Origin of the sequence: Roseivivax jejudonensis (assembly GCF_900172265.1) — a bacterium.
Classification (GTDB): domain Bacteria; phylum Pseudomonadota; class Alphaproteobacteria; order Rhodobacterales; family Rhodobacteraceae; genus Roseivivax; species Roseivivax jejudonensis.
Map to the genome: position 1 here is coordinate 127,798 of NZ_FWFK01000001.1, position 14,144 is coordinate 141,941.

At 62.2% G+C, this 14,144-nt stretch carries 15 protein-coding genes; 11 read left to right on the plus strand and 4 right to left on the minus strand.

What is annotated here, in order from left to right:
* Window positions 1-462 precede the first annotated feature (462 nt).
* The 6 genes from ROJ8625_RS00655 to ROJ8625_RS20495 all read left to right on the plus strand — a co-directional run bounded on the left by ROJ8625_RS00655 (window position 463) and on the right by ROJ8625_RS20495 (window position 5,828).
* Window positions 463-849, plus strand: coding sequence for a hypothetical protein (locus ROJ8625_RS00655; protein ID WP_085789924.1), 387 nt, complete (start codon window positions 463-465; stop codon window positions 847-849).
* Entirely contained in the window at window positions 842-2,305 is a 1,464-nt protein-coding gene (locus ROJ8625_RS00660; protein ID WP_200813261.1) for a terminase large subunit domain-containing protein, read from the plus strand. The genes ROJ8625_RS00655 and ROJ8625_RS00660 overlap by 8 nt, the downstream gene beginning before the upstream one ends.
* Entirely contained in the window at window positions 2,287-2,544 is a 258-nt protein-coding gene (locus tag ROJ8625_RS00665; protein WP_143535001.1) for a hypothetical protein, read from the plus strand. The genes ROJ8625_RS00660 and ROJ8625_RS00665 overlap by 19 nt, the downstream gene beginning before the upstream one ends.
* Window positions 2,541-3,224: a hypothetical protein gene (locus tag ROJ8625_RS00670; protein WP_159456679.1), complete on the plus strand. Its 684-nt coding sequence runs from the start codon at window positions 2,541-2,543 to the stop codon at window positions 3,222-3,224. The genes ROJ8625_RS00665 and ROJ8625_RS00670 overlap by 4 nt, the downstream gene beginning before the upstream one ends.
* 22 nt (window positions 3,225-3,246) lie before the next feature.
* Window positions 3,247-3,441 (plus strand): hypothetical protein, encoded by a 195-nt coding sequence (locus ROJ8625_RS00675; protein ID WP_085789927.1) that lies wholly within the window; start codon window positions 3,247-3,249, stop codon window positions 3,439-3,441.
* A 407-nt stretch (window positions 3,442-3,848) separates the two neighbouring features.
* Window positions 3,849-5,828: a P-loop NTPase fold protein gene (locus tag ROJ8625_RS20495; RefSeq protein WP_159456680.1), complete on the plus strand. Its 1,980-nt coding sequence runs from the start codon at window positions 3,849-3,851 to the stop codon at window positions 5,826-5,828.
* Between the two features lie 248 nt (window positions 5,829-6,076).
* Here ROJ8625_RS20495 and ROJ8625_RS00680 read toward each other — a convergent pair whose 3' ends face one another.
* Window positions 6,077-7,447 carry a tyrosine-type recombinase/integrase gene (locus ROJ8625_RS00680; protein ID WP_085789928.1) on the minus strand — a complete coding sequence of 457 codons (1,371 nt, stop codon included), beginning with the start codon at window positions 7,445-7,447 and terminating at the stop codon, window positions 6,077-6,079.
* 560 nt (window positions 7,448-8,007) lie between these two features.
* Between ROJ8625_RS00680 and ROJ8625_RS00685 the strand changes: the two genes are divergently transcribed.
* From ROJ8625_RS00685 to ROJ8625_RS00695, 3 genes are all read left to right on the plus strand, one after another.
* Window positions 8,008-9,342, plus strand: coding sequence for a glycine cleavage T C-terminal barrel domain-containing protein (locus ROJ8625_RS00685; protein WP_085789929.1), 1,335 nt, complete (start codon window positions 8,008-8,010; stop codon window positions 9,340-9,342).
* A 212-nt stretch (window positions 9,343-9,554) separates the two neighbouring features.
* Window positions 9,555-9,980: a CBS domain-containing protein gene (locus tag ROJ8625_RS00690; RefSeq protein ID WP_085789930.1), complete on the plus strand. Its 426-nt coding sequence runs from the start codon at window positions 9,555-9,557 to the stop codon at window positions 9,978-9,980.
* Between the two features lie 29 nt (window positions 9,981-10,009).
* The gene (locus ROJ8625_RS00695) at window positions 10,010-10,699 is read left to right on the plus strand and encodes a BON domain-containing protein (protein ID WP_085789931.1); all 690 of its coding nucleotides are present in this window, start codon (window positions 10,010-10,012) and stop codon (window positions 10,697-10,699) included.
* Window positions 10,700-11,136: 437 nt separating this feature from the next.
* Here the strand turns inward: ROJ8625_RS00695 and ROJ8625_RS00700 are convergent, their stop codons facing one another.
* The gene (locus ROJ8625_RS00700) at window positions 11,137-11,406 is read right to left on the minus strand and encodes a hypothetical protein (protein ID WP_085789932.1); all 270 of its coding nucleotides are present in this window, start codon (window positions 11,404-11,406) and stop codon (window positions 11,137-11,139) included.
* 443 nt (window positions 11,407-11,849) lie between these two features.
* Between ROJ8625_RS00700 and ROJ8625_RS00705 the strand changes: the two genes are divergently transcribed.
* Window positions 11,850-12,074, plus strand: a complete 225-nt coding sequence (locus ROJ8625_RS00705; protein WP_085789933.1) for a metallothionein — start codon at window positions 11,850-11,852, stop codon at window positions 12,072-12,074.
* A gap of 105 nt (window positions 12,075-12,179) precedes the next feature.
* Complete coding sequence (locus tag ROJ8625_RS00710; protein WP_085789934.1) at window positions 12,180-12,431, plus strand: hypothetical protein; 252 nt, start codon at window positions 12,180-12,182, stop codon at window positions 12,429-12,431.
* A gap of 92 nt (window positions 12,432-12,523) precedes the next feature.
* Here the strand turns inward: ROJ8625_RS00710 and ROJ8625_RS00715 are convergent, their stop codons facing one another.
* Both ROJ8625_RS00715 and ROJ8625_RS00720 read right to left on the minus strand, forming a co-directional pair.
* The gene (locus ROJ8625_RS00715) at window positions 12,524-13,471 is read right to left on the minus strand and encodes a sugar kinase (protein ID WP_234984121.1); all 948 of its coding nucleotides are present in this window, start codon (window positions 13,469-13,471) and stop codon (window positions 12,524-12,526) included.
* On the minus strand, window positions 13,468-14,118 hold the full coding sequence (locus ROJ8625_RS00720) for an RraA family protein (RefSeq protein ID WP_085789935.1): 651 nt from the start codon (window positions 14,116-14,118) through the stop codon (window positions 13,468-13,470). Before ROJ8625_RS00720 ends, ROJ8625_RS00715 begins: the two co-directional genes overlap by 4 nt.
* Between the last annotated feature and the right edge of the window lie 26 nt (window positions 14,119-14,144).

Below are 14,144 nucleotides of genomic sequence, written 5' to 3' on the forward strand. Positions count from 1 at the left end.
TTTCGGGCGCGCCGCCCGCGCCGCCTTTTCCTTGGCGTTTCACTGGCAGTCGGTAACAATATGTTATTACTAGTAATTCCTAGGATATGTCTATTAGGGCAGGCGGCGCGAATATGGGAGGCGGCGCGTTTTACGTGAAACGCGAGCTAGAGGCGGCGCGGGCGGCGCGGCGGCTCTCCTTCCTCCGTCCGGGGCCCCTCCGGCCCCCTCCCCGCGACAGAGCTGATCGGGGTCTGAGGGTCCGGGCTTTCAAGACTTCTGCGGCGAATTGGCAAAAGAAGGGCATTTCTTTTGCCCCCTACCCCGAAATCGCCCACGGAGGACCAACCATCCTCCATATTGTGGGTAAAGTACTTTTAGATACCATATATATACGTTAGCGTTCGGAGTCAGGATCCGCGCAAACACCCGATAGGACCCCCTATTTGTGAGCTAGTGTGGCCCAGAAGTCGGAGGAGTGTAATGCCAAAGCCCAGCGTGCCCGAGAAGTTCCGCCCCGGATATATCGGGGAGATGGACCGCCGCACGAAGCTGGGCGCGATTATGCAGGCCCGGTGGCAGGAGGTCACGGAAGACCTCGGCGGACCGGACCGGCTTTCCTACGCGCAACGCTCGCTGATCGAGCGGGCGCTCTGGCTCGAATACTGGCTACAGGCACAAGAGGCGTCCTTGGGTGAAGGGCGCATTCAGGACTTCGACCCGGGCCAATGGGTGCAGGCCGCCAATTCGCTGCAAGGCATCTTCTCGCGCCTCGGGCTTGAGCGCCGTTCGCGCGACGTGAAGGACATTACCGACTACCTCGACAGCAAGGCGCGGCGCGGACGGTCGCAGAAGGTCGCTCATGGCTGAGCCGTCGGTCACGATTGTCGAGGCGATGAGCGACCCAGAGTTGTTCGGCGACACCTTCGGGGGCGATAGCTGGGAGGCGTGGAGAGCGCTGCTTGGAGCGTTCTACGGCCTTCCCGTTTCCGCCCGCTCCGAAAAGACCGTCGAGGCCCTTACGGCGCGCTCCGTGGGCGCCTGTGGCTCCTTCCGCGAGTTGTGGATGGCGATCGGGCGGCGCGGCGGAAAGAGCCACGTGGCGGCGCTCATCGCGACCTATGAGGCCGTGTTCCGGGACCACCGCCCTAAGCTCTCGCCGGGGGAGTGGGCCACCGTCGCGCTGATCGCGGCGGACCGAGCGCAGGCGCGCACGCTGTTCCGCTACATCCGGGCGATGTTCGCTCATCCTTTGCTCGCGCCGCTCGTGTTGCGCGAGACCTCGGACAGCTTGGAGCTACGCAACCGGACTGCGATCGAGGTCCACACGGCCAGCTTCCGAAAAGTCAGGGGCTACACTCTGGCGGCAGTCATCGCGGACGAAATCGCGTTCTGGCAAGTCGAAGGCGCCAGCCCGGACCGCGAGATCATCACCGCGCTTCGACCCGCGCTCGCGACGCTAGACGGCAAGCTTGTGGCGCTCTCCTCGCCCTACGCGAAGCGCGGGGTATTGTGGGGCGCCTTCAAGCGCCACCACGGCTCAAACAGCGAGCGGGTCTTGGTCGCGCAGGCGCCGTCACGGACGATGAACCCTACGCTGCCTCAATCTGCCATCGACGACGCCATGGCCGAAGACCCGGAAGCGGCGCGGGCGGAGTATCTCGCCGAGTTCCGCACGGACATATCCTCGCTGATCGACCCGGGGCTGGTGGCCGATTGCTCGCGCCCCAAGCCGCGCGACCTGCCGCCTACGACGGGCGTCCAATACGTCGCCTTCGTGGACCCGGCGGGCGGCGGGGGAGACGAGTTCACTTTGGCGATCGGCCACCGGGAGGACGACGCGGTGGTGGTGGACCTATCGACCGGGCTCAAGGGCTCGCCAGCCGCGATCGTTGAGGAATACGCGCGCACATTGGGCCGCTACGGCGTCCGCCGCGTCGTGGGCGACAGGTACGCGGGCCGCTGGCCGCGAGACGAGTTCGCGAAGCACGGCATCCAGTATGACGTATCGGACCTCGACCGTAGCGGGCTGTATCTGGAAATGCTCGCGGCGCTCAATTCCGGGCAGGTGGAGCTACCGCCCTGCGAAGTGCTGTCTCGGCAATTGATCGGGTTGGAGCGCCGAACGAGCCGCAGCGGACGCGATCAGATCGACCATGGGCCCGGAGGCCACGACGACCGCGCCAATGCGGTCGCAGGACTTGTCGCCAACATCGGGCGGCGCAAGGCGCTCTCGGGAATACTCCTGAAGGCGCGGAACCGGGCCGGGAAACCGGCTGCCCCTCAACCGCAAGAGAGAGGAATGAGATGGAACGAGTGTTTGTGACGACGACTGCCGTGCCGATCGACGGCGCGCAGAGGGTCAACGCAGAGCGAACAGAGGCTGAGCCCTCCTACTCGCTGGCCGAGGACTGGGAGCGGGAAACCGTCACGAACGACGCGGGTTCGCTAGCCGAGGACTGGGAAGGAGAGCCGGAGCGCACCTGGTCGCCCGATGACGTCCGCGTCCCTTGGGCCAACGGCGCGAGCGACTACACGCTGGCCGAAGACTGGGAGAAAGAATGATGAGTGCCGCCGAGAAATCCAAGACCAAGCCGGATCTGACGATGGTTCGCGATCCCGCTTCCATCTGGCCCGATCCATTCGAGTGCCCGGACTACCCGCTGACGGTGGCCGGCGAGCGCCTGACGGGCGCTTACAGCCGGGCGCAAGCTGAGCAAAAACTGCGGACGTTGTCGAAACAGATGAACGGCAATCACTCACTACATAAGCCGTCTGAGCATGAACGCTCCGCTGCACTGAGCACGCACTTCAAACAGCAACGCGGCCATGGCCCGGCCCGACCTCTGATGAATGCCCTCGGCTTCACTGACATGGCGCCAACGCAGCAGGGCAAGCTGATTGCTCAAGCCGTTCATCTGCGCGGGTACTTGAGGAAGCTGGAAGCGCGAGACGCCGAACGCGAGAAGGCCGCTCAGGAACGGCGTGAGCACAAAGCGCGATCCAAGCTGGAGCGCTATTCCTCGTATGTCGACGGGCTCGAAGCGGAGGCCGACGAGCTACTGGCGAGGGCGGAGCGCTACCGGCAGTTCCTCGCAGACAAGGCCGCGTACCACCGGGTAATGGACCTGCGCACGGAGATCGACGCAACGCACCGGGAAGCAGCCACCGCTGCCGCGGAGCTAGGCGAGCCCTCGCCGGACAGGCCCGCGTGGATCGACAAGCTGACAGCGTTTGCCGACTAGCGCGAGACAAGGAGGCCCTGCGATGGAAGAGAACGAGAGTGAGCCCCGGTACGCGCAGTTGCTAGCGCGTATCGAGCGGGCCGAGGCCGCGATCAAGGCGAAGCAGGAGAAGATCGACGCCATAGCGCGACGGTTGGACGGCCTTGGTACCGACAGATATCTGGCAGGCAGCGCTCAGTCAGGACGGATCTACCCAGAGACGACCGCAGCTCACTAAAGCGGAGATTTGAGCGCCCGTATGGTGGTGACCCCCTGCAAAACGCTGGTCCATCAGGCACGCAACGAACAACCCGCATGAGCCAGAACGGTGATTTTCGCGCGAGTACCAGTGGCGCCTACACGCGGCGAGCGCGCTTACCAAAGTCGCTCAGCGGGACGCGACCCACAAAACGCTTCGCCGGTGGCAGGCATTACCACTGTTGTGCATATCGCAGAGCGTACTTTCGAACGCGCAGCCATCACGCACTCAGCTTAGCCGACTTCAAAAACACACACCTACCCACAAGCGGCCCGCCGCTATTGTGATTCTCTTTGCGGTGGCCAGGCATTTCCGACAAACGTCTGGACGTTACCACCCTATCGACTATGGTCGCAACGAAGAGCATTAAGGCGGAACCTTTTTTCATGCATGATGCAGCCCGAAACCAAATTCGACGATTCCTATCGGATTGGGTCAATTCGCCTGATAATCCAAAATTTGCCGTGATGCTTGAAGGTCGGTGGGGATGCGGGAAGACGCACTTCATTCAGCAAGTTGTGAGCGAACCAAACTTCACAAGGCGAAAAACCATATATCTTTCGCTGTTTGGCATTAGCAACTTGCAGGATTTTGAGCGACAGCTGTTTTATGCCGGATCATCCAACGCAATACGGATTATGCATCAGGGGGTCGGCTTTGCCTCGTCACTTTTTTCTGGGGCAATTTCGATTGGGTCTGGAGGTATGTTCTCAGGATCGGCGGACATCGGAAAAGCTGTCGAAAGCACTTTGGGCCAAGTAACCAAAGCCGCTGATGCAATCAATGAAGCCTTGGTAATAATTGACGACCTTGAGAGGTGCAGTTTTGACCAATCCGAGTTACTCGGCGTTCTAAACAGACACATTGAACATGGCAACTCTCGCGTCATCTTAGTCGCAAACACACAGCGAATTGACAACGATCGGTTTGCCGAGTTTCGCGAAAAAGTAATCGGCCAAACATTCGAAATTCCACCCGACCCTAAGGGCGCTGTCGATGCGTTCATTGCGGAGATGTCGGAGAGTGCTGCAACAACATTAATCGTCTCTCGAGCTGAGGGAATTCAGGAACTCTATCGCCTCTCTGGATTCAACAATCTCCGGGCCGTCCGTCAGTTCTTTTGGTTCCTGGCAGGCATGCTCGAAGCTACAGATCAGAAACTCCAAGAGAATGAAAAACTGATTGACAGCCTTATTACCCAAGCTTTCATTTTCTTTATGGAATTCAAATTGAACCTTGGCGGCCCAGAAAACTCTTTAACCCCCATTGATCTGTTGCCAGAATTTGGAGGCGACGATCCTGAACTACGAAGCTTCTTTGCATTCAAGATGAAAGAAGACACCCCGGACACTCCCAAGCTGAAAGTATTAAAAAAATACAATATTATAAATGGCATCCAGACGGCCATCACAATTCATCAGTGGATTGATATCCTCAATATCGGAACTGTCGATGCAGACCGTTTCAACGCCGAACTGGCTGGCGCTCCGGAAGTCAATGGCCCGGATAGCTGGCCGTCTTGGAAACGGCTATGGCATATTTGGAGCTGGGACTTTTCAGACGGTTCGGCGACAGAATTCAACGCCGACATCGATGATATTCGCAAAGGAATTGAAGAAGGTCGTTATAAAAACCCTCATGTTGTGATGCACGTTGTAGGGGTAACGTTGATGCTACTCGATGAAGAATTGATCGAAGACATCGAGGGCGGCTGGGTCCATAGGTTCAAGCTTTACATTGATGAAATTGTTATTCCTGCGCTTGATCTGGACAGCTTTGATGCGACACGGTGGAGTTTTGATTCAGGTTATGACAATCTAGGTTACGCCCGTCGTGAAAAAAGCGATTTCATCGAGGTGCTCGATCATCTGAAGCAATCAGCACGTGATTGGTACTCACACTACAAGGCGGAAGCGGTTGCTGGGCACCTCATCGAAACCCTGAAATCGGATTACTTTGCATTTCTTGGCGACCTTGTGATTGTCAATGGAAAGGGAGATCAAAGATTTCTCAAAGAACCAATTCTTCAAACCATTGACGTAGATGACTTCGTGAATGCATGGTTGTCGCTAGGCAGGCAAGAAGAGCACTTACTTACGCGTTACTTCGACGAACGATATGATCAAGTGCCGGATTTGATTTTGACTGAGGGCCCGTGGTGGCAGGGTGTTGCAAATGCGGTTTTAATCAAAATTGATGATGAGCCGGCAATGCCTCGAAAGGCTCAACTACAAGGATTAGTGGGGGGGATCGAAAGATTGATCGACGACAGACTTGAAAAGGCGCGACTAAGAAGCCTGTTCGTCGAACCAATCTGCAAAATGGAAATCGATCTTAGCTGGACCTTATCCACCTCACGATCGTAGCTTAATTCATCGGTCCCCGCCCATCGTTGCTCCGCCAAGAGCTCGGCATAAAACATGACGAGCGCATCCAATTCGCAGCACTAGTGCCCGCTCTCAACTGAGAGTTCGGCCCTTAGCTTTGAACATCAAAAGCGGCGCAGCGATATATCGTTTCATGGAAGAACTGCGATTTGCGCTCCGGGCGACCCTCAGATCTTTTGAGTTCAGGCAATTTCGGGAAACGCCAGGCCGCAAGCACGGCAGAAAGCCTAGCAAATCAATCTTCCGGTCGAACAATCGGCAGGAAGCTCGCTCAGCGCAAAGTTCGCCCACTCGTCCATCAACGCGCGCCGCTTCTCAACCATGTCCGTTCTGTTGTAGGCTCGCTCCACTGCCGTTCCGACATTATGCGCGAGGGCCATCTCGACCATCTCGTATGGGTGGCTGGTTTGCTCGGACGCCCAGACGCGGAAGGTGGAGCGGAAGCCATGAGGCGTCGCGGGGCGTCCCGAGGCCGGATCGACAAGCCCATCCCCGCCCGCCTTCAGATCTGCAGCGTGCATCTTCTTCAGTAGGGCCGCTAGCGTCGCATCGCTCATCGGCTTCTTGAGCCCGGAGCCCGGCCAGATCAGGTCCATTCCGGCGAAGCGCGGCGAGCCGTTCAGAATTGCGAGCGCCGCCTCAGACAGCGGGACGCGATGGTCCTTGCTCGCCTTCATTCGCGCCGCAGGGATTGTCCACAGCCCTCGTTCAAGATCAATCTCGCTCCACGTTGCACCGCGAACCTCTCCCGAGCGGGCCGCAGTCAGGATCAGGAACTCTAGCGCCCGGGACGTCGGCGACGGCTTACGCGCGCGGAGCGCGGCAATGAAGGAGGGCAACCGCGTGAAAGGGAGCGAGGGCTGGTTCGCTTTCTGACGCACCTTCTCCGGCTTGGGCAGGATGGCGGCGAGATGGTCTTTCCACTGCGCGGGGTTCGGCCCGCCCCGGTGGCCGCTGGAGATCTCCCGACGGAGGATCATCTCGACCTTCTTGATGCACCGCTGCGCACGCTCGGGCACTGACTGCCAGAGTGGCTTTTCGGTTTTGGTGCCGTAGCGAATATGGGGGCGTTCGGTAATCTCGATGATTTGGGCGGTTTCGATCTGATCGACCGGCACGTCTCCGATAACTGGGAATGCGAACTTCTTAAGATCGTTCATCCACTGGCCTTCGTCCTTCGCGTTCGCCGACCCCCGAACCTTGGCGTTGAAGTAGTCCAGCGCCGCCTCTCGGAAGGTCCGAGTGGCCGTCTTTCGCGGTCCGCTCTCCGACCTCCTCGCGCGCCTCTCCTCAGTCGGATCTACCCCAGCCCACAGCTTATCGAGGACAGTGCGCGCTCGCTCACGGGCAGCAGCCAGCGTAATATCCGGCCACCGACCTAGGGCGAAGTCTCGGCGCCTTCCCTCGTGGGTTCGGCGTAGAACCCAAGACGCAGACATTGCCTCGCCAGACTCATACCGGCGCATCCGAACGTTAAGCGCGAGGCCTGACACGCCCCCTACCCGGACCAGCCCTGGCGCCGTCTTGCCCGCTTCGATTGCGCGGACGCGCTTGTTCAGAGCAGATACAGTCATCTCGTCTACTGGGCGACGTGGCATGGAGCCCCTCCTGATCTCATAGGACCCCCTATAAGTGCCCGTCTTTACCACCCGAGAAAACCCTTCTCGCGCCCAAGATGCGAAAAAAACTCAAGAAAAGCTATTCCGGTTGGGTTGTTGGGGGAGGTACTCGCCTCCATTCAAAATCAATGGCTTGAGCTCCACTGACCGCCCTTTACCGGTGACGGTCGGCGTGTCGCTTCGGACGGGCCATCCGCGGTCGGCCTGCCCACCGGCCACGAAGGTCGGGCGATCCGATGGGCGGACCAAGCAGCGGCATCTGACGGGAAGAGCCCGAAGCAACGACGCTGCGCCGCGCCTCGGATAGTCGTGACCGGGCTCAGCCAAGACGGCGAGCCACCCACGGCAATGCCCCGCACGTCAGAAATGACCGATCATGCCCGACGCGCCAAAGCGTCGTCGTGGGACGGCGCGACGGCGCATGTGGGAAAGAGTGCGGTCAAGCGCGGTGCCATGATGGGTGGCAGGCGCCGACCGCGCGGCCTCTATCCCGGGGCCGGAACCGGCGACCGCGACGCAGCCAGAGGAGGGCCGTGGTCATGACCGAACTCAAGCCAATCAATCCCGACCATCTGCACGCGAACGTGCCCGGCATAGATCAGTCCGATCGCCGCGTGCCGACGAACCTGCGCCAATCAGGGCCGACCTCGGTCGAGCTCCTGATCTCGACACGCGTGCGGAAGTCTCCCTTCTGGCACCTGTCGATCGAGGCCGGGGCGTGGCGCGCGACGGTCTATAATCGCATGTACCACCCGCGTGGCTACGTGCGCCCCGAGGAGGGCGGCGCGATGGCCGAGTACGACGCGCTGGTGAACCGCGTGACCCTGTGGAACGTCGCCGTCGAGCGGCAGATCCGGGTCAAGGGGCCGGATGCCGAGGCTTTCGTCAACTTCGTCATCACCCGCGACGCCACCAAGATCGCGCCGATGCGCGGGAAGTACTGCATCCTGTGCAACGCGGCGGGTGGCATCGTGAACGACCCGGTCCTCCTGCGTCTTGCCGAGGACGAGTTCTGGTTCTCGATCTCCGACTCCGACCTGATGCTCTGGCTGCAGGGCATCAACGTCGCCGAGGCCTGGGACGTCGAAATCGCCGAGATCGACGTCGCGCCACTCCAAGTGCAGGGTCCACTCTCGGAGGATCTGATGGCCGACCTCGTGGGCGACGAGGTTCGCGAGTTGCCATACTACGGCATGATGGAAGCGCGGATCGGAGGGGTCAGCGTCGTCATCAGCCAGACCGGCTTTTCCGGTGAAAAGGGCTACGAGGTCTACGTGCGTGACGCCACGCTGAACGCCGAAGCCGTATGGTACGCGATCCGCGGCACCGGCGCGCGCTACGGACTGCGCGTCATCGCGCCGGCGCATCATCGCCGGATCGCCGCGGGCATCCTGTCGTGGGGACAGGACATGGATTCGGAGACCTCACCGTTCGAGGTCAATCTCGCCTATCAGGTCCCGCGGAAGAAGACGGCGGAGTACGTGGGCAAGGCGGCGCTGGAAGCGCAGCGCGACCGGATTGATGCCTGCGACTACCCGTTCCGGCAGAAGCTCGTCGGCCTTCGGCTCGGCGGTCACCCGATCACCGACTATGCGCCGGACTTCTGGCTCGTTCAGGACAGTGCTGGCGACCGCGTGGGCTACGTCACCTCGCCTTGGTGGTCCCCCGAGCTCGAGACGAACATCGCACTCGCCTATGTCCCGTGGTCGCTGAGCGAGGTCGGAACGCGACTGCAGGTAGAGCTTCCGTCAAGCTACGCGCTCGTGGCCGGCCAGCCCGTCCCGGCCGAGGTCTGCGAGATTCCGTTCCGGCCGTCCGTGAACCGCAGCGCCCGGGAGCGCGCGCGCGAGTCGGGGCGCGACTGGTCGGACTGAACACTTCGGTCATGACATGGCGGCGCGCCGGGGTCGGCGCGCCGCAGCGCGTTCCGGCCTCCTGCTTCGATGTCGCGAGACGGCGGTTGGCTTGCCTCAAGCCCTGGCCGCCGCGCCGATGCCTCGCCGAATGGCGCGTGGCTGGAACATTGATCCGAACTCATTGTTGGCGCGGGTATCGGAAGGACGGCACACCGAAAGGAGGCCATTCGATGCATATCCGAGAGATCATGACAGCGGACCCGATCACGATCACGCCCGAGAAGACGCTGCGTGAGGCATCCGAACTGATGAGGACCGCCGATATCGGCATCCTGCCGATCGGCGAGAACGATCAGCTCGTCGGCGCGCTCACGGATCGCGACATCGTGGTGCGCGGGCTCGCCCTCGGCCATGGGCCGGACACGCCGGTCCGCGACGCGATGAGCACCGATGTCCTCTACTGCTTCGACGACGAGGAGGTCAGCGCCGTTGCCGAAAATCTCGGCGACCAGAAACTGCGCCGCCTTCCGGTCGTCAACCGGAGCAAGCGACTCGTGGGGCTCGTGTCGCTCGGCGATGTCGCCCTGCAGGAGGACACGAGAGCCGCAGGCGATACCCTTCGCGAGATCGTTCAGGACAGCCGGACCGCAAGCTGATCGAGCGACGGCGCAGAAAGGAGCGATCCATGGTGCCGAGACACAGCTTCAGGGGGTGGGGCGACCAACGTCCCCATCCCGACGTCGAGCGCGGTTTTCACGGCCGTGGCGATCCGCGCCACGAGGATCCGCGCGATCCCTACCGGACAGAGCCGGCCGGCTCCGACCGCGAGAGCCGGCTCCGCGAGGCGCACCGCGACCCGGAGCGAGACATGGAAGCTCGAAGAGAGCGCGAGCGCCAGCATTGGCTGCGATACCATACCGGGCCGTGGCTCGGTCCGGGCATGTATCCCGAGGTCGTCGCCTACCCCTGGGCCGGCACGCTGGCGCCGCGCCCCGGGGGGCGCAGCGACCGACCGGTCTGGGACAGGGCCGCCGACGAAGTGGCCTCTTGGTTCGGAGACGAGGAGGCCGCCGGGCGTCGTGAGCGGGACTACTCCGGCGTCGGACCGCGGAACTATCGGCGCTCCGACGCCCGGATCGAGGAAGACGTCAACGACGGGCTGACCGACGACCCCGCGCTCGACGCAACGGATATCGAGGTCAGCGTTACCGACCGCGAAGTTACGCTGGATGGATACGTGCGCAGCCGCCACGGCAAGCGCCGCGCCGAAGATTGCGCCGATGCCGTTCTCGGGGTGCAGCACGTGCAGAACAATCTCAGAATAAGAGACTCCGTTTCGGAGTCCGAGGCGTTCGCGCCCGGCAGTTCGACCTGACCCCGACTGCACGGAGCGGACCTCCGGCTCGCGCAGAACCATCCCGCCGGTTTGCGCGGGCCGGCCGTCGCCGAAGTTTCGCCGCTCGCCCACACCCGCTCGCCCACACGTGCCTGTCCGGCGCTTAAGCGAACGCGGAGCGGACAGGAAATGGTGGTTCGTGGCTCGCGCGGCCACGTGATGGCGGCAGACTTCCTCCAAACTGCATCACGTCCCGAAATCGTGCTGCCCCGATGACGATTGTCGCATTCCGCCAACCCCTTGCGGCGCGCGCGCGAGTGAAAATACGGCGCGGGTTATCGCCCGGCCGCATTCGGTCTAATGTCTTTTTGGTTCATCCGTATATCGCTGCGGATGCCGATTTGCTTGAACCACACTCCTATTGCGCCGGTCGCGGCTCCGGAACCCTATGCACGCACGTTAATGCGCACCGAACACTAATCGTGGGTCTCCGACCCGGAACTGCCGTTCATGCGTGCCTGCTCGTTGCGGAGAATGTCGCGCACTTCCTCAAGAATCTCCGCCTCCCGCTCACTGCCGTTTCGGAGGGCGTCGACCTGTCCGAGTTCGGTCAGGACGGCTTTGAGGAATTGATCCCGACCCCCGGCCGAATACCCCTGTTCCGCCATGATCTCCTGCAGCTCCTCGCGCCCGATCAGGTTGCCCTCGGGCGTCAGCAGCCGTGATAGGTCGAATGGAACTGTCACGTCATTGTCCTTTCGAGTGCGTGTGTCGGACGCTGCCGGCGTAGAGGCGCCAGAGCCGCGGACATCAAATCACTCGAAGGGACGCCGTAACGCTCGATCGTGGACGCTGGCACTTTGCTCGCCGATGTCTTGGCACAGAGTGCATTTCGGACCCTGCCCTTCATGCCGAAACGTGCTCGATACACTGCCGTTCCTGAATGCCGGCTTCTGGCACTCTGCAGATCCACACATCATTTGAGCTGAATGAGCGCCGGTATTGCACATTGATGGCGGACCCGCTCCGCAAACGACCTGAAATGATACAAGCGTTTCTCGAACATTTGGCCGTCCCAATCGTTCCTGACTTGGACGCGAGCCGAACCGGACCCATCGACGTCCCGAAAACTGGTCATTCGACACGACAGGATGCAGCCCGTTTCACTCGGCGCGAAAGGAGAAATCTCATGGCGGAATGTGCACAATGCCACAACGCATACGACAATCTGATGTTTGTCGAGAAGAACGGCGAACGTTTCGGATTCGACTGCTTTGAATGCGCGATCGAGAAAATGGCCCCCCGCTGCGCGCAATGCGGCACACGGGTCATCGGACATGGGCTCGAGACCGCCGACTCGGTCTATTGCTGCGGACATTGCGCGCGCAAAGCGGGTGTCGACGCCCGCGCCTGAGCGGCGTTTCATGGACGCGCGGACCGCGCCGCGTTGAACGCTATTTCGGAACGCGGCGCTCGATCGCCGCGTTTTCCAATCGAAGCTATTGAACGGAGGTCTGTCATGCGCGGTCTTCTCGCTTCTGCCGCAGCATTCCTTGGCATCGGCTATGTACTTGGGCGGAAAGCCCGACGCGGCGAGCCGTCACGCCGGGTTGCATTCCGCCGCTTCGAGGACGGCGGGCCGCCGGAACAGGCGCACGCCGTCCGCGATGCCGGCCCCTCGACCATGCGCGAGCCCCACAACCCGTGGAGCCGCCGCGACGACGATCTCGATCAGACGTTTCCGGCGAGCGACGCGACGGCCAAATACTGAGTATGGCGGCGGCCGCCGGCCGAGCGGTGCAGAACGTCCGTCCGACCGGCGCGGGCTGACAGGTCCGCTCTCCATCGAGGCGTCAGCGATGGTCAACCGTCGCCACGCTCGCGCAGAAACGCCTCAACCGCGTTCCGCGTCGGCATGGGCGCGACCGCGCCGTAGCCTTGCGTGGACAGCGCGGCCGCCGCATTCGCGTATCGCGCTGCAACGAACGGATCTGAACCGGCGCGCAACTCGGCGAGGAACGCACCGTCAAACGTATCGCCTGCCGCCGTCGCATCGACAGCCTCCACCGGAAATGCCGCGACCCGCTCCCGGCGATCACCCGCCGCGACGAGCGTGCCGTCAGAGCCGAGGGTGAGCGCGACAGTTTCGGCGCCGAGCCCGAGGTAAAAGTCGGCGATGGCATCGGGGTCCGACAGTCCGGTGAGCGCTTCGGCATCTTCAAGCCCCGGCAACGCGATGTCGGCCATCTCCATCGCTGCATGTATGACAGCCCGCGCGCGCGGCAGCGGCCACAGCTTTTGTCGCAGGTTCGTGTCATAGGACACCTTCACGCCGGCCGAGCGGGCGGCGTCGATAGCGGCGAAGGCCGCATCGCATGACGTGTCGGAGATCGCCTGCGTGATCCCCGACACGTGCAGGATTCCGGCCCGTCCGATCACCTCGGGGTCGATATCCGAGGGTCGGATCAGGCTCGCCGCCGACCCTTTTCGCAGGTAGCTGAAGCTGTGCCCGTCAGGCCCGTGCGTGATGAAGTAGATGCCGGTATGAGCGTGCGCGTTGCGCGCCACCGCTTCGGTGTCGATCCCCTCGTTCTTCCACAGTTGCATGAAGCTGTCGCCCGCCGCGTCGGCGCCGAGATGGGTCAGCACGCCGACGCGCGCACCGGAGCGGCTGGCGGCGACCGCGCAATTCGAGGTATCGCCGCCGTGACCGGCGAGGAAACGCCCGTCCGACTGCTCGTTGAACTCGAGCATGGGCTCGCCGAAGCACAGGATGTCCATGTTGATCTCCGCTCCGCTGCGCCGGCTCATATGCGGCCGTATTTCGCCAGGCCCTCCTGCAGCGATCCGGCCTCGATGATCAGGCGGGCCTGTTCGGCTTCGCGCTCGTCGATCTCGCGCGCCATCTCGAGGACTTCCTCGGCCTTGTCGCGCGGGATGACCACGACGCCGTCGATGTCGCCCACGATCAGGTCGCCCGGCTTCACCTCGATCCCGTCGACGGTGACCGCGACGTTGGAGGCAACCGTCTTGTAGCGGCCGACCGTCGTGCCCGGCGACGCGGAACGCGCGTAAACCGGGAAGTCGTAATCGCCCTTGATCTCGGTGATATCGCGCACCGCGCCGTCCAGAACCGCGGCCTCGAGCTTGTTGGCGACGGCGCCCGCGGTCATCAGGCCACCCCAGACCGCGACATCGGCTTCGCCGTTGATCGAGATGACGATCACCGACCCCGCATCGGCGCTGTCGATCAACTCGATCGCGTGCGTCGGCGGATGCGCTTCCTCGGTCGCTTCCTCGAGCACCGTCACGGCCGGGCCGACGATCTTCTTGTCGTTGATGCGGGGCTTGATCGCGTGGCCGAGATAACCGCGATGCCCGGCGATCTTGTCCATCGCGTCGGCGCAGGAGGCGATCGCGGTATCGCGGAACCCGGCGATGAGCTGGTCGAGAGTCATGTTTCGTCCTTTCGTTGGGCGTGGAT